This window comes from Dolichospermum sp. FACHB-1091, assembly GCF_014697585.1.
Classification (GTDB): Bacteria; Cyanobacteriota; Cyanobacteriia; order Cyanobacteriales; family Nostocaceae; genus Dolichospermum.
On record NZ_JACJSB010000023.1, the window covers coordinates 53,091 to 75,904 of the forward strand.

15 protein-coding genes and 3 pseudogenes are annotated in these 22,814 nt (G+C 36.0%); 8 read left to right on the forward strand and 10 right to left on the reverse strand.

Annotated elements, in window-relative coordinates; translation table 11 throughout:
* Positions 1 to 376: 376 nt before the first annotated feature.
* On the forward strand, positions 377 to 1,720 hold the full coding sequence (locus tag H6G25_RS15040) for a histidine phosphatase family protein (protein ID WP_190393186.1): 1,344 nt from the start codon (positions 377 to 379) through the stop codon (positions 1,718 to 1,720).
* Positions 1,721 to 1,759: 39 nt separating this feature from the next.
* Here H6G25_RS15040 and H6G25_RS21285 read toward each other — a convergent pair.
* From H6G25_RS21285 to bchD, 5 genes and pseudogenes are all read right to left on the reverse strand, one after another.
* Positions 1,760 to 2,089 (reverse strand): annotated as a pseudogene (locus H6G25_RS21285) (transposase); the annotation flags it as partial.
* A gap of 288 nt (positions 2,090 to 2,377) precedes the next feature.
* A pseudogene (locus tag H6G25_RS15050) lies at positions 2,378 to 2,641 on the reverse strand (RNA-guided endonuclease TnpB family protein); the annotation flags it as partial.
* A 591-nt stretch (positions 2,642 to 3,232) separates the two neighbouring features.
* A complete protein-coding gene (locus tag H6G25_RS15055; protein ID WP_190393188.1) occupies positions 3,233 to 4,312 on the reverse strand; it encodes an MAE_28990/MAE_18760 family HEPN-like nuclease in 1,080 nt (359 codons plus the stop codon).
* Positions 4,313 to 4,318: 6 nt separating this feature from the next.
* On the reverse strand, positions 4,319 to 5,500 hold the full coding sequence (locus tag H6G25_RS15060; RefSeq protein ID WP_168697117.1) for a DUF262 domain-containing protein: 1,182 nt from the start codon (positions 5,498 to 5,500) through the stop codon (positions 4,319 to 4,321).
* A 110-nt stretch (positions 5,501 to 5,610) separates the two neighbouring features.
* Entirely contained in the window at positions 5,611 to 7,635 is a 2,025-nt protein-coding gene (gene bchD / locus H6G25_RS15065) for a magnesium chelatase ATPase subunit D (protein WP_190393189.1), read from the reverse strand.
* Positions 7,636 to 7,726: 91 nt separating this feature from the next.
* Between bchD and H6G25_RS15070 the strand changes: the two are divergent.
* The 5 genes and pseudogenes from H6G25_RS15070 (at position 7,727) to H6G25_RS15090 (ending at position 16,669) form a co-directional block, all read left to right on the forward strand.
* A pseudogene (locus tag H6G25_RS15070) lies at positions 7,727 to 8,174 on the forward strand (Uma2 family endonuclease).
* Positions 8,175 to 8,285: 111 nt separating this feature from the next.
* The gene (locus tag H6G25_RS15075; protein WP_190393190.1) at positions 8,286 to 8,981 is read left to right on the forward strand and encodes a Uma2 family endonuclease; all 696 of its coding nucleotides are present in this window, start codon (positions 8,286 to 8,288) and stop codon (positions 8,979 to 8,981) included.
* 919 nt (positions 8,982 to 9,900) lie between these two features.
* The gene (locus tag H6G25_RS15080) at positions 9,901 to 16,032 is read left to right on the forward strand and encodes an AAA family ATPase (protein WP_190393191.1); all 6,132 of its coding nucleotides are present in this window, start codon (positions 9,901 to 9,903) and stop codon (positions 16,030 to 16,032) included.
* Between the two features lie 13 nt (positions 16,033 to 16,045).
* A complete protein-coding gene (locus tag H6G25_RS15085) occupies positions 16,046 to 16,273 on the forward strand; it encodes a hypothetical protein (protein ID WP_242034982.1) in 228 nt (75 codons plus the stop codon).
* 132 nt (positions 16,274 to 16,405) lie between these two features.
* Complete coding sequence (locus tag H6G25_RS15090) at positions 16,406 to 16,669, forward strand: hypothetical protein (RefSeq protein ID WP_190393192.1); 264 nt, start codon at positions 16,406 to 16,408, stop codon at positions 16,667 to 16,669.
* A 180-nt stretch (positions 16,670 to 16,849) separates the two neighbouring features.
* Here the strand turns inward: H6G25_RS15090 and H6G25_RS15095 are convergent, their stop codons facing one another.
* Complete coding sequence (locus tag H6G25_RS15095) at positions 16,850 to 17,053, reverse strand: hypothetical protein (protein WP_190393193.1); 204 nt, start codon at positions 17,051 to 17,053, stop codon at positions 16,850 to 16,852.
* Between the two features lie 69 nt (positions 17,054 to 17,122).
* Positions 17,123 to 17,722 (reverse strand): superoxide dismutase, encoded by a 600-nt coding sequence (locus H6G25_RS15100; protein WP_190393194.1) that lies wholly within the window; start codon positions 17,720 to 17,722, stop codon positions 17,123 to 17,125.
* Between the two features lie 587 nt (positions 17,723 to 18,309).
* Between H6G25_RS15100 and H6G25_RS15105 the strand changes: the two genes are divergently transcribed.
* Positions 18,310 to 18,798 (forward strand): GspH/FimT family pseudopilin, encoded by a 489-nt coding sequence (locus tag H6G25_RS15105; protein ID WP_242034983.1) that lies wholly within the window; start codon positions 18,310 to 18,312, stop codon positions 18,796 to 18,798.
* Between the two features lie 93 nt (positions 18,799 to 18,891).
* On the opposite strand, the gene H6G25_RS15110 is transcribed toward H6G25_RS15105, so the two are convergent.
* On the reverse strand, positions 18,892 to 19,254 hold the full coding sequence (locus H6G25_RS15110; protein WP_190393196.1) for a hypothetical protein: 363 nt from the start codon (positions 19,252 to 19,254) through the stop codon (positions 18,892 to 18,894).
* A 427-nt stretch (positions 19,255 to 19,681) separates the two neighbouring features.
* Here H6G25_RS15110 and H6G25_RS15115 point away from each other — a divergent pair, with 427 nt between their 5' ends.
* Positions 19,682 to 20,284 (forward strand): alpha/beta fold hydrolase, encoded by a 603-nt coding sequence (locus tag H6G25_RS15115; protein ID WP_190393199.1) that lies wholly within the window; start codon positions 19,682 to 19,684, stop codon positions 20,282 to 20,284.
* Positions 20,285 to 20,349: 65 nt separating this feature from the next.
* On the opposite strand, the gene H6G25_RS15120 is transcribed toward H6G25_RS15115, so the two are convergent.
* Together H6G25_RS15120 and H6G25_RS15125 are read right to left on the reverse strand one after the other, a co-directional pair.
* A complete protein-coding gene (locus tag H6G25_RS15120) occupies positions 20,350 to 20,781 on the reverse strand; it encodes a VOC family protein (protein WP_190393197.1) in 432 nt (143 codons plus the stop codon).
* 280 nt (positions 20,782 to 21,061) lie between these two features.
* Entirely contained in the window at positions 21,062 to 22,753 is a 1,692-nt protein-coding gene (locus tag H6G25_RS15125) for a hypothetical protein (protein WP_190393200.1), read from the reverse strand.
* Positions 22,754 to 22,814: the final 61 nt, after the last annotated feature.

The following is a 22,814-nucleotide window of genomic DNA, read 5'->3' on the forward strand; positions in this document are numbered from 1 at the left end:
TGACTCACAAATTAAGACTATAACGCCAACTAGTTATATGGTCAAAGATTGCTAAAATTGCCATTTTGTGATACGCCTAGTTTTGTGTAAATTATAACTATATTTTAGTTTCATTATTTTTTCTGCATATTTTTTTGTATCAAATGCTATACAAAATTTACTTAACTCAATACTTTCATAAATAAACCAGCGGTTTTTAACCCCAATTAACAAATTTTAGTCTTGTAAAACAGTGATTTCGAGAACACTTATTTAATAGTATCACCTTCAGTCTGAATATAAATTTCTGTACTATTCCTCATTTACTACCTGTCATTAGTGACTTCCTGGGGCATTTTGTAGTAAGATTAGTCCTATTTGAGAGGAAAGTAAAAAAATGACCCGTGTGATCATCGTGCGTCATGGTCAAAGTACCTACAATATAGAAAAACGTATTCAAGGGCGTACTGATGCGTCATCTTTAACCCCAAAGGGCTGTGATGATGCCAGTCAAGCAGGTAAAGCCCTCAGTAGTATTTCATTTCAAGCTATTTATAGTAGTCCCCTGCAACGCGCAAAATCAACTGCCGAAATTATCCGCAGTCAATTAGCTACACAAGCTCCTGTGATTCAAATTGATGAACAGTTAATGGAGGTTGATTTACCTCTGTGGACAGGAATGACGACGAGTGAAGTCAAGGAACAGTTAACAGAAGATTACCGCATTTGGAAGGAACGTCCCCATGAATTTCGCATGGTTTTAGATGAAGATTCCGAAACTAGAGAACATTTCCCAGTTTTAGCTTTATATGCCCAAGCTAAACAATTTTGGCAAGAGATTCTTCCCCAGCACCAAGGTGAAACTATTCTCATTGTTGGTCATAATGGCATTAACCGCGCCTTAATTAGTACGGCTTTGGGTATTTCCCCCAGTCGTTACCATTGTTTACAACAGTCTAACTGCGGAATTAGTGTTTTAAATTTTGCTGGTGGTTTGGGTGAACCAGTACAGTTAGAATCTATGAATCAAACCCAACATCTGGGTGAAACTTTCCCTTCTTTGCGTCCTGGTCATCAAGGGGTAAGATTATTGTTGGTACGTCATGGTGAAACTGAATGGAATCGTCAAGGTAAGTTTCAAGGACAAATTGATATTCCCCTCAATGATAATGGCAGAAATCAAGCTGCAAAAGCCGCAGAATTTCTCAAAGATGTGAAGATTGATTTTGCGGTTAGTAGCACTATGTCCCGTCCCAAGGAAACAGCGGAAATTATCTTAAAATATCATCCTAGTTTAAACTTGCAACTGTTTGCTGGTTTAAGAGAAATTAGCCATGGACTCTGGGAAGGTAAATTTGAATCGGAAATTGAACAGGAATTTCCCGGAGAATTAGAAAGGTGGCGGACAATACCCGCAGAAGTACAAATGCCAGAAGGAGAAAATTTAGAACAGGTAAGAGAACGCAGTGTTAATGACTGGAATACTATAATTAAAAACGCCGAATCTCAGCAATTACAATTAGGCTTAGTAGTCGCCCATGATGCTACTAATAAAACTCTATTATGCCATATTCTGGGTTTATCTGGAGAAAATTTCTGGAATTTCCGTCAAGGTAATGGGGCTGTAAGCGTGATTGATTATCCTGCTGGTAGTCAAGGTTATCCGGTTCTGCAAGCAATGAATATTACTGGACATTTAAGTAATAGTGTTCTTGATAAAACTGCGGCCGGAGCATTATAATTTGGTAAATTGTTGGGGTAATTATTGACGCTCCCCGCCCTATAGAGGGACGGGGATTCTTGTTTCAATTGTTACTAAGTCTGAGCAGAGGGTCATCTCTCCACAAGCGTTAGAAGTTTCGGTGCGCCCCACCGTACTTAAATCATAGCCAGTTTGTTTTAGTGCTTTTGCTAGAATGTTAATTGCAGCATTGTAATCACGGTCAAGAATACACCCACATTTACAAACATGAGTTCTAACTGAAAGTGATTTTCTAACTATTTCTCCACAATTATAACAATTTTGAGAAGTATATTGTGGTGCAACTGATACAATTACACGACCATAGACTTTACCAAAATATTCTAACCATTGAGTAAACAATGACCAAGAAATTTTAGATTTTAGATTTTAGCTTTTAGATTGGGAATTTTCGGTACAAGTAGGGGTCAACGGCCGTTGCCCCCTACAATTTCAGGGCGGAACTAATCCAAAATTGCTAATCTAAAATCCCCAAGCTCCACACTTGAGGGTGGAGTCAATCCAAAATCCAAAATCGTAAATCCAAAATCCACTGCCTTACAATTTAGGACTTACGCAAGATTCATGGAATAACGAACCACTCCAGGCACAGAGGTCACGGAGAAATGAGGATTTGAGAGATATTTTGCGTAAGTCCTGACAATTATCAAAAAATCTTTTAATTGCAAAAGCAGTTCTCTCGGCTGCACTCTGTCTAGCCATGGAATTTAATTTATCAGCAAAATCAAATTCATTAGCTAATACCGCAGTGTATTTATTCAGATCGTAATATTTAACATTTTGATTGTCCATCCAAAAGCGCAAGCACTTATTACGGATGAATTGGGTTATCCGTATAGCCTGAGCAATTTTTTGATATTGCTGTTTTGTGCCTTTGGCTTTAAATTCAAAAACAATCATTTTTTTATTACTAATTCGACCTGTTTTAAGTATAAAATACTTTAGGGAATTAGTCAATTTCTAAGATTGGTAAAAATGAAACTACCCTTTCTCAGGATTAAGCTGCGCTTAATATCGCTTCGAGGGTGTTTAATTTTTACCCGCCTTACATCCCCACCCCGTAGAGGGATGGGGTATTACGGCGTTTTCTGATAAAATAAAACTATGAATCATTGATTTCCATCAATTTACTTTGCTTTCATGTCAGCTATAGCACCTCTAGTCATGGCCGCGATCGCTTTATCGGTGGCTTTTGGTAAGTGATAATATTTACCTCCGGCTGTTTTTTATTATCAGCATTATAGCGGTATGCACTTGAATGAGATACAGAATTTACCTAAAAAACCATACACCAAAGGACTTTCAACTCTGTTCCCTGTTCCCTGCTATAGGATTTACAGAATTTAAGGATGTTTTACAGCGGTTTCCGCTCTTATGAGGTACATCTTAAGCCCCCTCCCCGCAAGCGGGGAGGGGGTTGGGGGTGGGGTTCTTGTACCTCATAACATCGGGAAGTGCTGTAAAATTAATTTTGAGTACAAGAGTACAAATTCAAGTTATTAATTGATATAAACATAAATTTTTCCTGGCATCAATATCAAATTTTAACTTTACCTCCATTCCTGGGGTTGTTTCTATCTCATTAATTGACTCATTATCCTGATTACGAATACTCTCAATTTTGGCTAACTGACAGTATGAATCACCTACTAGAAAAAGGCTACCTCCAACTGACAATAAACAGTTATCAGATGGTTTTAAAACTGCCACTTGAATTTGGTCATACCATCTTGTAATTCTACCAATTTCTTGAGCTTGGCCGATTAATTTCTTATGATCAAGAACCTGATGAGTAACTAACTCAGTTAGTGCTTGACATAAACTTTCCACAAAATCACATAATTCTAACAGTGGTTTAAATCCTAACCAATCTTCTGTCTTTGTACTATGTGCAGCATCGTTGCGATAACTAATTAATATATTCAGTTCTTTTTCTAAAGTGGTTTGATTTCCTCTAATCTCCTTTAAAAAATTCTTTATATCTCTATGATTGACTAGCCAACTCCCCGTCTTATCAATACCTGCATCAGCTAATAATTTACCTAATGTACCCTCGCGTAAATTTTGTTGATGAAATAGGAAAGCATCTGGCAATAATTGATAATTATGTTTACCAGTTTTTCCATCAAATAAACCCTGCACAACCTTTTCAATAGACAGGTGAGAATATCTTTTATTCTCCTGGCTTTTATCCTCATCATTTTCTTCTTCGTCTTGTATTTCTTGTAGTAATCTTCCTACTCCATTTTTATGGGTATTACGAATTTTACTGTCTAAATCCGAATAATCTGGATATAAGCTGGGTAAAAGAATTAACCAATCTCGAATTAAGTCTTCTACAAAGCTTTCATAAATAGCATATAAACGAGTGACAACAGCGCATTGATCATAAACACGCGAATTATTTTTATCAGGAATATCTTGAAATATATTCATGAGAATTGTTTTTGTCTCTTCTGTATATAGAGAAACGTTTTCAAAATCAATCTCTCGCATTTTCTCATTAGTTTTAATGATGGAACGAATTGTAGAAATATTAGCTTTTACAGCTATGAGCAGGTTATCAAACATTGCTTTTTACTCTGCTATGACTTGAGACAGCATATCATCAAAAAGTCTGATTCTTTCTTGGATATCAGCCTTAGTTTTTCCACCACCAGTAAATAGCTTTGATTTATCTTCCCTAAACAAAATTTTAGTTTTCTCAATAACTCTTGGCTTACGTTCCAGTAAAATATTTGCATCTGAATCTGCTAAATGTCTGCTAAAACCAACCATCACAGCATCATAATAATCTTTAAATGCTTTATTTTCCCAAGTGTCAGACTGAGGATCAAAAGGCTTGAATAATTTGTCTTCATAAATTTGGTAAGCTAGATTGATAGTTTGGATAAAACTATTTCTCAGAAATTCTATCTCATCATCAGGAAGTGATACACTTTTCATCATATATAGATTGAGAAATTTTTGCATACCATTACGGAATTTATCTGTATTACGCAATGCAAAAAAACGCAGCACTAATTCTGCATCTTCCATTTTTTTGTAGAGGTTATTTTTTTGAAGTTCTTCTTCTTCATCATCAATAGGAATATTCCAAGCATCTGCAAAAATTTGATTACCTGCTAACTCAAGCAATAATTGATTAAAAGGACTATAAAATGAACAATTACGTATTTCCTGACGACTAAGTTTTTCTCCTCCAGTGTTCAGACGTTCAAAAGCAAGCTGTTTTAAAAATAGTGCGTCTTCTGGACTAGATGCTGATTCTGTAATCAAAACCACATAGGATATTGAACGGCGATCAATTCCTGCTTTAATATTGCCAGGGAGTGTATTATATGTGCGTCCATTCAGTTCTGGCCAAAGTGTTAATCCTGTCAAGGTAAGACGATTTTCATAAAACTCTTTAAGAGCATTAATTCTCTGTTGGCCATCCATTACTTCATAAACATTATATTTTTTCTCATAAAGAATAATTGACGGTACAGGAATATTGATTAAAAAAGATTCTATTAGTTGGGACTGTTTTTTCTTATCCCATCTATTTCTTCTTTGATAAAAAGGTCTAAGATCCATATAACCGGGTTTTTTCAACGCATTTACGAAAGCAGGTAGCTTTTCCCGGTTCATTTCCGTTAATATTCTTTGTTCACCTTTTTCATATTTATCATTTATTTCTTGATCAGACATAGTGATGTGGTTTAGAGATGGTGTTTTTTCCCACATCTTTTCTTCAGTTGGAGTTAGAAGTTGCATTGAGTACATTCTCCTTCAATGATGATAAAAATAAATAAACCTATCTACAACTTAGCTTATAAACCTGATCAGTTAAGGATTAAAACAGAATTTACAGATAGGTCTAATTACTATTTTGCTTTCATGTCAGCTATAGCACCTCTAGTCATGGCAGCGATCGCTTTATCGGTGGCTTTTGGTAGGTGATAATATTTACCTCCAGCGGTTTTCGATAATTCCTTCGCAAAACCAGTTGATACGAATTTACTTTCCGTATCAATGACTAACAATTGCATTCCCGAAGCTCTAATTCTGCCCGCAATGTCTAATAATTCGGCTTTGATATCTGGTTTTTCTCCTGGTTCCATGGGTTCACCTAAAGAACGAGCTAACGGAATATTACCGCGTCCATCAGTAATTGCCACGATAACAACCTGCCCAATATCGCCACCCATTTGGGCATTTATCCCCACCCGCACAGCTTGAGTTAAACCATGTGCTAAGGGAGAACCACCACCACAGGGTAATCTTTCTAACCGATTTTTAGCTAAAGCAATGGAACGGGTAGGGGGTAATAATACTTCGGCCTGTTCTCCTCTAAAGGGGATTAAAGATACTTGGTCACGATTTTGATAGGCTTCTGTTAAAAGCTGCATGACTGCACCCTTAGCAGATTGCATCCGATTTAAAGCCATTGAACCAGAAGCATCTACAACAAATACGACTAAAGCCCCGGCTTTTCTCACTAACCGCTTAGAACGAATATCTCCCTGTTCAACAATGACTTTTTTATCTGGCTGTCTAGCTCGCCGTGCTTTTTGATACGGTGCTGCGGCTCGCAATGTGGCATCTACGGCGATGCGTCGGGCTTTACCTTTGGGAATCATTGGCTTGATATACCGTCCCCGGTCGTCTGAGAAGATAATACTGCGACTTCCCGATTTACCTTGACGTTGTGCCATTTGAGTAAAATAAAGCACTTCTGGGTCAAGAATTACCCCTTCTGGGTCAAAAATAAACTCTTCGGGAATGTCTGGAGGTTCTTGCTGTTCTTGGTCTTCTTCTTTTTCCTCTTCCTGTTCCTCTTCCTGTTCTTCTTCTTGTTCCGACTCGTCTTGATTTTCTGGTGGTGGGGGTGGGGGTGGAGGTGGTTGCTGTTCGTCTGGTGGTGTTTGGATGATGGTGGTTCTGGGAACTATGACCAATTCCACCGCGCGACGTAAATCATCCGCTGTTACGGTATTACGTCCTTCTAAAGCTGCTGCGGCTTTGGCTACACGCACCGCAAATAGTTCTGCACGATGTCCTTCCACACCCCCGCGAATGGCTTCATTGACGAGGTAGGTAATTTGTTCTGGGGTAATGGTGACTTCCTTTAACCATTCCCGTGCCAGGATGATTTGGGTTTTCAGGGAGTCTATGTCTTCGCTGTACTGTTGCAGAAATTCTGTGGGAGACTTGGAATAAGCGATCGCTTGTGCAACTGCCTGTACTCTTTGATCTATACCCAGAACTCCGTCTGCTGATAAAGCGATCGCTATTCTATCAAGTAAATGTTCTCTTAATGCCCCTTCTTCTGGATTATAGGTGGCAATAAACAACGGTTTACAAGGATGTTGAAAACTGATTCCTTCCCGTTCAATTTGGTTACGTCCGTCCGATAATACCGATAAAAGTTGGTTACTAATTTGGTCATCTAATAAATTGATTTCATCTACATACAGCACACCTCGATTAGCTGTAGCGAGTAATCCCGGTTGAAATACTGTATCACCCTGCTTAACCGACTGTTCCACATCCACAGAACCCAAAAGCCGGTCCTCTGTCACACCCAGAGGAATTTGCACAAAAGGTGCGGGGATAATTTCCGTTTCTATCTCCTGTCTTTGTTCAGCTAAGAGTTTATCATCCCATTCTTCTGGATGATTGGGGTAACAGTTGCTAACAGAAGCTTTCACAACTTCAATAGGTGGTAATAAAGCGTGAATGGCACGCGCCATTACAGATTTAGCAGTACCGCGACGACCTGCAATTACCACACCCCCCAAAACGGGGTCTACTGCTGTCAACAGCAAAGCTATTTTAATTGCTTCTTGGCCGACTACAGCGGCCAAGGGAAAAGCAGTCATTGTCGGGGTAAGAGTAGGCGATCGCATTGTTTCCTTAATAGTTATTATGATTCTAGGATAGCAATTCTTGGCACATTTTAGAATATATGTAATGGCAATTCCTCAAGGAGCAAGATATATGACTAGGATTCAGGTTAAAAGTTTTACTCTGGAAGAATATCACCAACTCACCGAAATCGGCTTTTTCAAAGAAGATGATAGCTGCGCTCGCCGTAGGCATCACATTCAATTAATTAACGGAGAATTAATAGAAATGGTATCAAAAGGTAGAGCGCATGAAACTTGTTTACGTAATTTATTGCGGGAACTTCCTAGAAGTTGCAGATTCTTCGATAGATTATGACCAAAAGGTGAAAATACCTCTGTATGCAAAAGCCGGAATTGTTGATTATTGGATATTTAATTTATTAGATAATTGCTTAGAATGTTACAGTGAACCATATCAAAATAAATCAGGTGAATTTGGTTATGCAAATAGACGAATTGTCTTACCAAATCAAGCGATATCTCTACCTTGTTTTCCCGATTTATCCCTAGATTTAAGTAAAGTATTTCCTCCGCATTAGATATCTGAATTTTTTGACAAATGATTCATAAATAACATATAATTATCAATAGGTTCAGCACCACTGTCAAGTTAAAAATTTATTTACCTTGGGTAAAATGGAGCTACAGATATGGTACAACAACTCACACCAGAAACCAAATTAGAAATCATCTATCCTGATAGTGATGGAAATCCCATGGCTGATAATACAGAACATTATGAATGGATAGTTAAAATCAAAGAAAATTTAGAGCTATTATTTGCTTCAGAAAAAGATGTGTTTATCGCTGGTGATTTACTGTGGTATCCGGTGGAGGGAAGTGTAAAAACCCGTCAAGCACCTGATGTCATGGTTATTTTCGGTAGACCAAAAGGTAAACGCGGTTCTTATAAACAATGGGAAGAAAATAATATTCCTCCTCAAGTAGTCTTTGAAATTTTATCTCCAGGAAATCGCAGCCAAGAAATGGCCAAGAAACTCCTTTTTTATCAACGTCATGGTGTGGAAGAATATTATGTTTATCATCCAGAAAAAATTGAGTTAACTGGATTTATTCTTCAAAAACAGTGGTTAGAAGATATTGAGGAAATCAATAATTGGGTAAGTCCGCGTTTAGGAATACGGTTTGAAATAACATCAAGTAATTTAGAAATTTATTATCCTGATGGAAAAAAGTTTCTCACATTTCTAGAATTAAATCAACGTGCTGAACAAGAATATAAACGTGCCGAACAAGAATATAAACGTGCCGAACAAGAACGTCAAAATTATCAAGACCTATTAGCAAAATTAGAAGCTAAAGGTATTGATATTAATACTCTCTAAAATTCATATCCCTGACTTATTAAGAAAGTTGGGGATATGAACTAATAGTAAGTAACTAACAGGACTTACGCAAAATATCTCTCAAATCCTCATTTCTCCGTGACCTCTGTGCCTGGAGTGGTTCGTTATTCCATGAATCTTGCGTAAGTCCTAACTAAGAACCAAATTTTTTGTTGTTGATTATTGGATATTTAATTTATTAGATAATTACTGAGAATGTTACAGGAAATCATATCAGAATAAACAAGGTCAATTTGATTATAAAAATCAGTGAATTGTTTTACAAAATCAAGTGAGTATTTCCTAATTCAAATCCACAAAAGCTGATGTTCAGGGATAAAATAAATAATAAAATTACGAACTAATGAACCACGAAGTAGCAAAGAAAACGAAGGAGAGGAGGTTGTAGAGATATTTTGCGTAAGTCCTAAAACATAAAAACCTCACCTCCCTACCCAACTTCTCCCTCACCCTTTCCTAAGAGGAGAGGGAAAAGGATAGGACTTCCGCAAGTGTCACACCAAAAATCTATTGTAGGGTGCTTTACTACTGCATAAATCCTGCAAATAAACAGATTGTTGATATCTGACGCACCCTACCAATGTGCCAGTTGTGTAAGTCCTGAAGCAAAAACTTTTAATAGGGGTTTCCAAGCCTCCGTGCTATTGCTTGACAAATTGTTAGAAATGAATTAAACACTGCAATTCAAGAATGAGGTATTAATAAAATTCTGTGGTTATTGGCAATATGGCAACTTTTAAGTTATGATATTTTTGATTTTGAATTATGGAAACAGTTTTGATATCGTCCATTTATTTTACGGCGAGCATTATGAAAAAATAGCAGCCATTATCAAAAGCAATTTTATTTCGCTATTGTGACAAACATTTGGTGAAAAACAATTTTATGGGATATGCAAATGCTGAGATTAACAGGTTATAAAATACTTGAAAAAATTTATTCTAGTAGCGAAACTTTGGTCTTTCGAGGCATAAGAGAAAAAGACCAAATATCAGTAGTTATCAAGTTTTTACGTCATGAGTACCCAAAATTCGAGAAATTGGTACAGTTTCGTAATGAATATACTATTATCAAAAATCTGAATATTGCCGGCATTGTTAAAACCTATGGACTGGAAAATTATGAAAACGGCTATGCTTTAATAATGGAGGATTTTGGGGGTATTTCTCTCCAGGAAAAAATTAAAGAATGGGGGGAAGGAGGTATGGGAAACAGCGCAGTAGGATTAAAAGAATTTTTCACTATTGCTTTACAAATAGTTTCTATTTTAGAAGAATTGCATCATCAAAGGGTGATTCACAAAGATATAAAAGCCGCTAATATTCTGATTAAACCTAGCACCTTAGAAGTTAAGCTAATTGACTTTAGTATTGCTTGCTTACTTAACAGAGAAACTCAAACTCTCGCTAGTCCTCATGTTCTGGAAGGAACTTTATCATATTTGTCTCCAGAACAAACTGGACGTATTAACCGCTTGGTTGATTATCGCACAGATTTTTATTCTTTAGGTGTGACATTTTTTGAACTTTTGACTGGAGAATTACCTTTTGCTAGTAATGATCCCCTAGAATTGATACATTACCATATTGCTAAACAACCTCCATTATTACATGATATTCATAGTCATATCCCCCCGATTTTATCGGCAATTATTCATAAATTGATGGCGAAAAATGCTGAATATCGCTATCAGTCTGCCCATGGGATTAAGTATGATTTAGAAATGTGTATAAAAGCTGGAGAAGAAACTGAAAATATTCAGACTTTTGAATTAGGAAAAAGAGATATTAGCGATCGCCTAACTATTCCTGAAAAACTGTATGGTAGAGAAGTAGAAGTAAAAACTCTGCTCACAGCTTTTGAGCGTATTTGTGCTAATAATAAGGAAATGATCCTGGTGGTTGGGTATTCGGGAATTGGTAAAACCGCTGTAGTTAATGAAGTTCATAAACCCATAGTTTGTGCTAGGGGTTATTTTATTAAAGGAAAATTTGACCAATTTCAACGTAATATTCCTTTTTTTGCATTTATACAAGCTTTCCGAAATTTAATAGATCAACTATTAACTGAAAGTGATGCTCAATTGCAAGAATGGAAAACTAAAATTCTGTCTGCATTAGGAGAAAATGCTCAGGTTATTATTACTGTTATCCCAGAATTAGAACAAATTATTGGTAAACAGCCTCCTGTTCCAGAATTGTCCACCATGGCCACAGAAAATCGTTTTAATTTGCTATTTGAGAAATTTATTCATGTTTTTACTACTCAAAAACATCCTTTAGTGATATTCCTAGATGATTTACAATGGGTAGATTTGGCTTCTCTTAAATTGATGCAATTACTAATGACTACAAATGAAATTAGTTATTTATTGTTAATTGGTGCTTACCGGGATAATGAAGTGTCTGCTACACATCCTTTAATATTAACTATTGAGAATATCCGCAAAACTGCATCTATAATTAATACTATTACCCTAAATTCTCTCAATGAATCTGACCTCAATCAACTCATTGCTGATACTCTCAATTGTCCGACTACAGTAGCTTTACCTTTTACTGAAGTAGTCTATCTAAAAACCCAGGGAAATCCATTTTTCAGCCACCAATTTATTAAATCTCTCTATGAAGATGGTTTAATTCGCTTTAACTTTGATTGTCGTTATTGGCAGTGTGATATCGCACAAATTCAAGCTTTAGCTATCACTAATGATGTGGTAGAATTTATGGCACTGCAATTACAAAAATTACCCGAATCAACTCAATCAGTATTAAAGCTGGCCGCTTGTATTGGCAACCAATTTAATTTAGATACATTAGCAAAAATTAATCAAAAATCTCAGATAGAAACAGCGGTAGATTTGTGGAAAGCATTGTTAGAAGAATTTATCATTCCCACAACAAAAATTTACAACTTCTTTCAATCTGATTTACTTAATAATCAACAGTTATCAGCGGTTCATAACTACGAAGAACAGAAATTTAGTTACAGATTTTTACATGACCGTGTACAGCAAGCTGCTTATGCTTTGATTCCTGACCAGGAAAAACAATCTACCCATTTAAAAGTTGGGCAATTACTATTAAAAAATACCTCAGAAAAAGACATAGAAGAAAATATATTTGAAATTGTGAATCAGTTGAATATTGGTATGGATTTAATTACAGTTCAGTCAGAAAAATATGCAGTAGCTCAACTAAATTTAATTGCCGGTTCTAAAGCCAAAGCAGCTACAGCTTATGATGCTGCTTTTAGGTATTTAAAAAAAGGTTTATCATTACTTGCAGCAGATAGTTGGCAGCATGAATATAACTTAACATTGAATCTTTATATAGAAGCAGTGGAGGCAGCATATTTAAATATTCATCCTGACCAAGCAATAACTTATATAGAAATAGTTAATAAAAATGTAATTAGTGTATTAGATGAAGTTAAAGTCTACAAAAAGCAAATGCTAATGTATGACATGGAATTAACCTTTAATACGGGGATAAAATTATTAGAGAAACTAGAAGTTACTGTAAAAGAAGCACCCCTGATAAATGTTAACGTTGAGGACTTAATCCATTTACCAAAAATGACAGATCCTTATAAACTTGCAGCAATGGGGATACTAATGGCTCTTGGTTTTATAGCTTATTTCTCACAATTGGAGATGGAATTGCCGATTATACTTACTATAATAAATCTGGCTATTAAATATGGCAATTCTGTGGAGTCTGCTTATACTTATATTTGTTATGGCTTGATAGTCTGCGATAGGTTTTCGGATATTAATACTGGATATAGTTATGGAAAATTAGCTCTTAATTTATCAGAGCAGTTTGACAATCAAGTGATCAGATTCAGAATTTTAATATTATGGTATTCTCATATTATTTATTGGAAACAGCATTTTCGAGGATCTATAGTTCCTTTACAAGAAATTGCTGAATATGGCTGGAAAATAGGTGAAACAGACTTTTTAGGTTTTGCTTATACATTTAATATGTTCATGATGTTATTTGCTGGGGAAAGTTTAATAACTGTATCTGAATATCTAGAAAATTGTGCTGCTTTAATCTCTCATAGAAAACTCGATTGGCATACTCAAAACATCAAAACTTGGCAACAAATAATATTTAATTTGCAAGCAATAAATCAGGATCAATGCCAATTTAATGGTGACTTTTTTACTCAAGACTTGTTTATATTTTTAGTTAATAATAAAAATTATCACTCTCTCTTTGGATTTTATCTAACTAAAACCATACAATTTTATTTGTTTAAAGAATATAAAAAAGCCCTTGATAGTGCTGTTTTGGCTAAAGAATATATAACATCTGTGCCAGGACAAATTACTGTCAGCCAACATAATTTTTACTATTCTTTGTCTCTTTTGGCTGCATATAATTATCAGTCAGAACATGAACAAATGGAGTCCATGAAACAAGTTTTGGCAAATCAGGAAAAGATGCAGTATTGGGCTGTTAATGCACCCATGAATTATCAACATAAATATGACCTGATAGAAGCTGAAAAAGCCAGAGTTTTAGGGCAAATGCTCTTAGCTATGGAATATTATGACCGAGCTATTGAAGGTGCAAATAATTATGAATATCTTCATGAAGAGGCCTTATCTTATGAATTAGCGGCAGAGTTTTATTTATCTTTAGGTAGAAATGAAATTGCTTCATTATATATGACAAAGGCATATTATGGCTATTTACGTTGGGGAGGAAAAGCTAAGGTAGACCATTTAGAAAAATCCTATCCCCAATTACTTGCTAAGACCCTACAAGCAGGAAAAAAACCTGTATCAATGATGATTTCTAAAAATAATAGTATTTCGGAGGCTATTGATTTGAAAACAGTTATAAAATTCTCTCAAGTAATTGCTAGTGAAATCCACATAGATAAATTGCTATCAACATTAATGCAAGTGATGATGGAAAATAGCGGTGCAACTAAATCTGTTTTAATTTTAGTTAAAAATAATCATCTATTTGTCGAAGCCATAAAAATAAATAATGCAACTGTTATCCAGGAATCAACCCCGGTTAATTTAAGTAAAGATATTCCTATAAATGTGATTAATTATGTTTATAATACGGCGAAAATATTCGTCACAGATGATATTAAAACTAATCTTTTAATAGCTGCTGATTCTTATATTGTCTCCCAGCAACCTAAAAGTTTGTTATGTCTTCCTATTATTCATAAAGGTAAATTTATGGGTATTCTATATTTAGAAAATCAGCTAACTGTAGGCGCGTTTACATATAATAGAATTGAAGTTTTAAACTTGCTAATGACCCAAACTGCTATTTCCCTAGAAAATGCTCAGTTATATACCAATTTATCAGAACAAGCAGACAGCCTTAAACAAGCTAATCAACAATTAGAAGAATATGCTATGACTCTCAAAATCACTAATCGTTTGCAAAAGTTAGCTGATTTATCTCTGACTATTAATTCAACACTATCAACTAATAATATACTGCAATTGGTTACACAGCAAGCTGCGGAAATTATCGGAGCGCACCAATCAATCATTAGTATTAAAATAGATGAAAGTTGCACAAAAGCAGTGCATACAGTTCATCTTGCAGATAAATATGAACAGTGGCGAGAAAATTATGAAAAGTTTGATGAATCTGATTTCTATAGGTTAGGTTGTCAAATCCAAAATTCAATGCGAATGACTCAGACCGAACTAGAAGCACATCCAGCCGGAGTTAATAACAATTTACCCCTGCGCGGTTGGCTGGTAGCACCACTGATTGATATTAAAGGTAAACACATTGGTTTTATGCACCTTTCTGATAAATATGAAGGTGATTTTACAGAAGATGATGAAGCTATTTTAGTGCAGTTAGCGCAAATGCTATTATTAGCCATGAATAATGCCCATCTTTACGAAGAATCTCAACGAGCTAATCGTATTAAAGATGAGTTTTTAGCCATACTTTCTCATGAATTAAGATCGCCGCTGACTTCTATAGTTGGTTGGTCACAAATGCTGAAATATGGGAAATTAAGTTCCGAAAAAACAGCAATAGCTTTAGAAACTATTGAACGCAACGCCAAATCACAAACCCAATTAATTGAAGATCTAGTAGATATTTCTCGAATGGTTCGAGGTAATATCAGCCTCAATATTCAGCCAGTCAACTTAGTATCACCAATTGAAACCGCAATTAATACTATGTATTTAGCCGCCAAAGCTAAATCAATTAAAATATTGTTGACAATTGAATCTGATGATGTGATGGTATTAGGTGATCCAATTCGTTTACAACAAATTGTCTGGAATTTGCTCACTAATGCGATTAAGTTTACATCCCCCGGAGGACAAGTTGAAATCGGACTAAAAACACTAGGATCAGAAGCACAAATTCAAGTAATTGATACAGGGTCTGGTATCAGTCCTGATTTTATGCCTTATATTTTCGACTATTTTCGTCAAGCTGATGCTTCCAATACCCGAAATTATGGCGGACTGGGAGTGGGTTTAGCAATTGTCCGTCACTTGGTAGAATTACATGGGGGAAATATTTGGGCTAAAAGTTTAGGTAAAGGACAAGGAGCAACTTTTACAATCAGAATACCATTACTCCATTCACAGCCAGAGCTAAACCCCCTGAGGGAGTCGCTAAATAATTTCCCAAATCCAAATATTGATGGGGTAAAAGTGTTGGTTGTTGATGATAATATTGATGTCTGCGATTTTTTGGTTTTTGCATTGGAAGAGTATGGAGCGGTAGTCATGGCTACGGATTCTGTTAAGGAAGCATTAAAATGTCTGGAACAATTTCCAGCAGATATCTTAATCAGTGATATTGGAATGCCAAAGGAAAATGGTTATAATTTACTTGACCAAATCAGGTCTTCAGAATCCACCGAAAAAAGACAAATACCTGCGATCGCACTTACAGGTTATACTGGAAATGAAGTCATCAATCAAGTATTAAACGCCGGTTTTCAAAAGTATCTTTCTAAACCCATAGATATATTTGAATTAATTACAGCTATTTCCGAACTGATATGAACAATTTAAAATTATGAACCAATCACTAAACCAAGAACAATTAAACCAAATAATTGCTGAAGTTCAAACAGTGCAATTACGTCAAGAAGCAGAACTTGATCACCAACAGGTTAGAGAAATTTTACAAGACCTGAATTTACCACCTGAATTATTAGATGAGGCCTTGATTCAAATTCGACGTAAACAAGCTTTACAAGTCCAAGAACGCCGTCATAAATTACAAGGGTTTCCGCTCTTATGAGGTACATCTTAAGCCCCCTCCTCTCTTATGAGGTACATCTTAAGCCCCTCCTCGCACCCCCCTCAATCCCCCCGCTGCGGGGGGAAGAAAAGGATAAACTTTTGATATTGGAGGGGGTTGGGGGTGGGGTTCTTGTACCTCATAACATCGGGAAGTGCTGTAATTGGTTTAGGAGTAGCTACCGCTGTAATTATCGCCATAGAATTAACGGTATTTTTTAATCAACAAAAAAGTTCTTTACTCGCTAATGTTTCCACACAACAGGACAAAATTACTCTAAAATCAAACAATGAGATATTAGAAAATATTTCCCGTCAAGCTAATTCAGAACTTGTTTATCGTGTGACTTTGAAAAATGCACCTATAGGTAAAAAACTCAATCTTTCTTGTAATTAGATTGACTCAAATGGTCAAGTTGTTAAACAAAATAATTATCAAACTCGTGAAATAAAAACTTCAGTTTGGGATACTTTTTGTCGTTATAGTATTAATCCTACTACAGCCGTGGGAAATTGGCAAGTACAAATGTTGCTGGAAGGTCGGAAAATTAGTGAAGAAACTTTTGTGGTGCAATAGTTATGAAATATCTCCAACTATTACAAATCTTTGACTATCACTGATTGCAAATTTATCTGATTTAGAAATAACTGCAAATTGCTGATCTTGCCAAATTATATCCCTGGTGAAATTATCTAGTTTTCCGTAAGCTACACACCAACTAGGGTTAAATTTGATGTTTTCTGAACCAGACTGAGAACCTTTAAAAAAATTAAATACCATTGGTTTGAGTAATTTAAAATTGATAATTGACAACTAAAAAATTATCAATTATCAATTATCAATTAAAATCTAAGCAGCGAAATTTGCAGCGACAAAATCCCAATTCACCAAATTATCTAGGAAATTCTTGATGAATGCAGGACGAGCATTTTTGAAATCAATGTAATATGCGTGTTCCCAAACGTCAATGGTCAACAGCGCTTTTTTACCATGAGCGAGGGGGTTTTCGGCGTTTGGTGTTTTCATGATTTTTAGTGTACCACCATCATCAACTAACCAAGCCCAACCACTACCGAATTGAGTAGCAGCAGCGGTAGAAAATTCTTCTTTGAATTTGTCAAAGCTACCAAAATCCTGTGCAATTTTAGCAGCTAACGCACCTGTAGGAGCGCCACCACCTGCGGGTTTTAAGCAATTCCAGAAAAAAGAGTGATTCCAAACTTGAGCCGCGTTGTTGAAGATTCCAGCTTTAGCAGAGTCACCAAAAGCGATTTGAATTACTTCTTCCAAAGACTTGTGAGCTAATTCTGTACCATCAACTAGCTTGTTCAAATTATCTACATAAGCTTTATGATGTTTACCATAATGATACTCAAAGGTTTCAGCTTTCATGCCGTAAGACTCTAAAGCGTCAGAAGCAAAAGGTAACGGGGGTTGTGTAAATGCCATGTTGTGAAATCCTCTCTTTACTGTTGTCTTGTTAAAAGCTATGAAAGAAGCTTCGGAAATTACAGGTTTTGTATGGTCTTGTTTTATATCCTCAAGGTCAGCACATAAAACTTAACATTGTTATTCTACTACTAAAGCGAAAATTTCCACGAATTGGTTAGGATTTGCTTTTATCTTCTCAACTATTTTACAAAAGTGTTACACAAGGTGCTGTAAATGAGCCTCAAACCCTTGTGGATTGGTAAAAATCGCTCCTTTTTAGTCCCTATTGCCGGTTTCATCTACATTATTGAAAAAAGTCTTGATTTGTAGGTTGGGTTGAGGTACGTTCACGAAGTGTAGAGAAGCCATAACCCAACATGAGCTTCGGGTTGCGCTGTTGCTTAACCCGACCTACAAAAAATGGGCAAGGTATTGATGTACTAAATACATCCGTTTCCTTGGAGTGTGACAGTTATGGGTGCTGAATGTGGGTTTTAAACGATTATAATTTGGTTATCCTATTTTGTCTTTGAAAACAACTGGTCATGAAAAATCGGCTGTATTTACTAAGTTTAGTAAGGATGAATCACCAGATGAATCACCAGATGAATAATTTTTCTAGCGGTGGTTTTACCTTGATAGAAATGATGATGGTGCTATTGATTATTGGTATCTTATCAGCGATCGCCCTACCAAGCTGGTTAAGTTTTATGAATACTCGTCAGTTAAATATTGCCCAAGACCAAGTTTATCAAGCCAAGCGCCAAGCCCAAAGTCAAGCAAAAAAAGAAAAAGTGAAATACCAAGCTAGTTTCCGCACACAGAATAATATTGTACAATGGGCTGTTCACAAGGACTCTGACCTAAATAATGCTATCTGGAATAATTTACATAACAGTGTGCAGTTAGATGCCAATTCAACATTAGAATTGGATAACGGTGTAAGACGAGTCCGGTTTGATGATCTTGGTGGTGTGACACCTCCACTCGGCAAAATCACCCTATCTAGTAAATCCGATGACACATCAAAGCGTTGTGTTATTGTTTCCACTATATTAGGCGCAATGCGAACCGCTAAGGATGGCTCTTGCTAATTATATCTCAATCAAGGATGTTGTAGAGATGTTCCATGGAACGTCTCTACAATAAAATAATAAAATTTAGATGGGTAAGAGCTTACCGGGTATTTAGGCTGGGGTTTTCACCTGACGTGCCATGTCTAAAAAGCTATTCATATTTACTCCTGGACGACGACGAGGAGTATTTTTAGGAATGAGATACTTGGTGGCAAAGTTGGTTTCAGTTGGAACTGATATTTTAACGGGTTCAGCTTTGGTGGCTTTTGCTGCTACTGGTGCTACTGGTGCTACTGGTGCTACTGGTGCTACTGCGGCAGGTGTTGGTGCTACTGGTGTTACTGGTGAGGATACTTGAGTAACATTAGCTTCAGATTCTTCCTTGAGTTCCATGTAGTAGCTGTTTCCCTTATTACCAAACAAGCCAGTGATAAAACCGAAAATACCCGCAATCAGATTTTTGATAAAGCCCATAAAAAATACTCCTGGTTTATTCCGTTAATTGCTGCCAGTCATAAAAATTACTGGTTGTCACTTAGGAAACCGTGATACTGATCAGTATTTTCAGGTTTTTGGTGTCAACAGTTGCAACTGGTAGATAACACAAATTAAATTAATTATTAAATTTTAATATACAAATAACATTATGAGAAATTTTTTAACAAATCTTAATAATTTAGATTTATTCTCATGTCACATTTTCTATAAGAATCCGGTTTGATTCTGTGAATTTTCGGTTGAGTTAGGGAACAGGGAACAGGGAACAGGGAAGAAGGATTTCAGTATGTACCGAGTTCTGTATGGCTACGCTACGCAAGCTATCAAAAATCAAATAGGAGTCCTATATAATCTTCATGATAATACTGAGTTAAATCCTTAAAAATCATAAAAAATGAAAATTATCACTACAAAACAGCAAAATCCCGTTTTATTAGTCCATGGTATTAACGATACTGGGGCGGTTTTCGATAAAATGGCGTTGTATCTCAGACAAAGAGGTTTGTCTGTGTATACAGTAGATTTAGTCCCAAATAATGGTGCTGAGGTTCTGGATAAATTAGCGCAACAGGTAGCTAATTACATAAACGCTATTTTTACACCAGAACAACCGCTTGATTTAGTTGGTTTTAGTATGGGTGGTATTGTTAGTCGTTATTATATTCAACGTTTGGGGGGAATAGAAAGAGTACAGCGATTTATTAGTATTTCTTCACCCCATAAAGGAACAGTAATTGCTTATGGTTCATGGCTACCAGGATGTGTACAAATGCGTCCTAATAGTCATTTTTTAGAAGATTTAAATTCCGATGTTCAGATGTTAAAAAAGATAAATTTTACATCTATTTGGACACCCTACGATTTAATGATTTTACCTGCTACAAGTTCCCAGCTAGGAATAGGAAAGGAAGTAACTTTACCAGTGTTATTACATCCTTTAATGCTAACAGATACTAGGAGTTTAGAAATAGTAGCAGAGGCATTAACATCAGCATTAAATTTATGAATTTACCGTGATTCAGATCCCCAATTTTGTCAGTCGGGGATCTGAATCATTTTGATCAAAATCCCTTAAATCCTATCACCAATTTCCTTAGATTCAGCACTAGCAAAAATCGCCTCTGGGTGGCGATAATACTTAAATTCTATCAAGTTATAGAAAGGATCTTCTAAAAAGAAAGTGCGATGTTCTAGAAGGGAATCAACAAAGCGGGTTTTCGGTTCTTCTCGAAATTCTAAATTTTTATTTTTTGCCCTTTCTAGTATTTCTTGCCAATCTTTTTCCTGAGAAAAAATTAAGCCAAAATGCCGGGGATAAATAGCCTTTTGAGATGTTAAAATATCCTGGGTAAAGTGGGCTACTAATTGATGTCCATAAAGATTGAGAATTAAAGCATGGCGGTTTTCTCTTCCGGGAATACAGCCCAAGCCGTCAACATAAAAGGCTTTAGTTTGGGGGATATTGGTCACTGGGAAAGCAAGGTGAAATATGGTTTGGTTCATAAGCTGTACTGCATTTAATTTATATAAGTATGTGAACGAAAAAAACCGACATAAGTAACGAAAAGTAAAGTTACCCAAAACCTCTTCCCAGTTAAGAGTTCCCTTGTCATAACGACAATTTTTAACGCCAACCTACTTAATTCTGACTTCATTTGGAGTGGTTCATTTACAGCACTTCCCGATGTTATGAGGTACAAGAACCCCAACCCTCTCCAATATCAAAAGTTTATCCTTTTCTTCCCCCCGCAGCGGGGGGATTGAGGGGGGTGCGGAATGTGGGTTATAATCCAGTGCATCTTTCTTCATACTTTTGCCACATTTGCTGGTAAGCATTCTCCATTTCCCGCGCAAATTTCTGACCATTCCATAGGGGTGATGTTTGTCGTGATTTTCGCAGTTTCCAGACAATTTCTTGTCTTAATTTCTCGTCTTTACCCAACTTCACACCCCACTCTACATATTCTTCATCACTCCAAGCAATACCTTCAGTTACACCCACATTCATCATCATTGTATAGCTGTTCCGGGCTGCAAATTGTTCCCCCACTCTTGTCACTATAGGTACACCCATCCATAATGTTTCTAAAGTAGTAGTTGCACCATTATAGGGATAGGTATCTAAAACGATATCTGCAATGGCTAGATTCGCCCGGTGTTCCATCTCTGTAGGTGCAGTGGGTAAAAACCTAAAACATTTTAAATCAAGTCCTTCGGCTTCAGCAAGGGGAGCAATAAAATTTTGCAGATCCTCATGATTGCTGCGAAAACTTTTCAGCAGAAAATAACTATTAGGAACTTGCTTAATAATTTGCATTTGTAACCGGATATTATGGGGATTACGTTTTAATCCTATTTGAGAACTAAAATAAATAATTCCATCATTAGGAATATCTAAAGATTCTCTATTGATAGTTGGTGTTCCTACAGCAAAACCATCAATACCAATATAATTTTCCGGTAGTCGCCAAATCTTTTCTATATAATAATCTTGTGCTGATTCAGGTAAGACATAATTATCAGCAATAAAATAATCAACCGTCGGAAAACCAGTTGCATCATACCCTAACCAACTAACTTGAATTGGTGCAGGTTTCAGGGCTAAAATAGCACAATTTCCATAGGATGTTAAACTATCTAAATCAACTAAAATATCTATTTCATCTTCATTAATTTTATCAGCCATTTTCACCATTGAAAGACATTCTTGATAAAAACGATCTCCAAATTCGTCTTTGTAAGCTTGTTGTAGTGGATCGTAAATTCTCTCTCTTAAAGAATATAAACGAACATCAAATTGTTGGCGATCATGATATTTTAATAACCACCAAGCTAAAAAACCCACAGAATGAGAAATAAAACACTCTGATACATAGCCAATTCTTAAAGGACGCTGACTCAAAGCAGGACGAGGTGTGTTAAAACGCTGTTGATAAATGTTGATATTTTCGGGAAATTCTTTCCATACCAATTGTTGACATAATGCTGCTAATCCATTGCGAATTAATCTATTTTCACCAGGATTATCTTCCATATATAGCAAAAAAGAGCCAACAGGTAAAATCTGAATTAAACTTTCGCTTTCTCTTTTATTAGCGACAAGATTAGATAGAAATAGTTTATGTTCTTGGTAAGCTTGAACTGATTTCTCCCAACTCCCATAGGAAGTTAATAAGGCTTCCAGTAAATAGTGATTACCAACAATTTTATCAATTGGTTTTTGGCCAAGTTCTAAATATTTTTTTGACCAATGAATGGACTCTTGAGTATAATTTAGTCCTAATTTTTGCAGGGGAGGAATAATTTTTCTAATACAATCTAAATTATTAGGTTCTAAACGGAGAGCAACTTTGGCAAAATAAATTGAAATATGAAGCTGAGAAAAACGATAATAGGCTTCAGCTTTTCCCGTCAGTAATTTAATACAGCACTTCCCGGTGTTATGAGGTACAGTAACAACAATTAGTGAACCAATTTTTTAAATGTTGAGGATTCATCAAATCGAGAGCAACAGAAATAACTTTATCAACCATTTC

What these genes read in the sequence shown, in the direction of transcription:
- H6G25_RS15040 (WP_190393186.1), top strand. Translation starts at nt 377, where the DNA reads ATGACCCGTGTGATCATCGTGCGTCATGGTCAAAGTACCTACAATATA.
- H6G25_RS15055 (WP_190393188.1), bottom strand. Translation starts at nt 4,312, where the DNA reads ATGTTTGATAACCTGCTCATAGCTGTAAAAGCTAATATTTCTACAATT.
- H6G25_RS15060 (WP_168697117.1), bottom strand. Translation starts at nt 5,500, where the DNA reads ATGCAACTTCTAACTCCAACTGAAGAAAAGATGTGGGAAAAAACACCA.
- bchD (WP_190393189.1), bottom strand. Translation starts at nt 7,635, where the DNA reads ATGCGATCGCCTACTCTTACCCCGACAATGACTGCTTTTCCCTTGGCC.
- H6G25_RS15075 (WP_190393190.1), top strand. Translation starts at nt 8,286, where the DNA reads ATGGTACAACAACTCACACCAGAAACCAAATTAGAAATCATCTATCCT.
- H6G25_RS15080 (WP_190393191.1), top strand. Translation starts at nt 9,901, where the DNA reads ATGCTGAGATTAACAGGTTATAAAATACTTGAAAAAATTTATTCTAGT.
- H6G25_RS15085 (WP_242034982.1), top strand. Translation starts at nt 16,046, where the DNA reads ATGAACCAATCACTAAACCAAGAACAATTAAACCAAATAATTGCTGAA.
- H6G25_RS15095 (WP_190393193.1), bottom strand. Translation starts at nt 17,053, where the DNA reads ATGGTATTTAATTTTTTTAAAGGTTCTCAGTCTGGTTCAGAAAACATC.
- H6G25_RS15100 (WP_190393194.1), bottom strand. Translation starts at nt 17,722, where the DNA reads ATGGCATTTACACAACCCCCGTTACCTTTTGCTTCTGACGCTTTAGAG.
- H6G25_RS15105 (WP_242034983.1), top strand. Translation starts at nt 18,310, where the DNA reads ATGAATAATTTTTCTAGCGGTGGTTTTACCTTGATAGAAATGATGATG.
- H6G25_RS15110 (WP_190393196.1), bottom strand. Translation starts at nt 19,254, where the DNA reads ATGGGCTTTATCAAAAATCTGATTGCGGGTATTTTCGGTTTTATCACT.
- H6G25_RS15120 (WP_190393197.1), bottom strand. Translation starts at nt 20,781, where the DNA reads ATGAACCAAACCATATTTCACCTTGCTTTCCCAGTGACCAATATCCCC.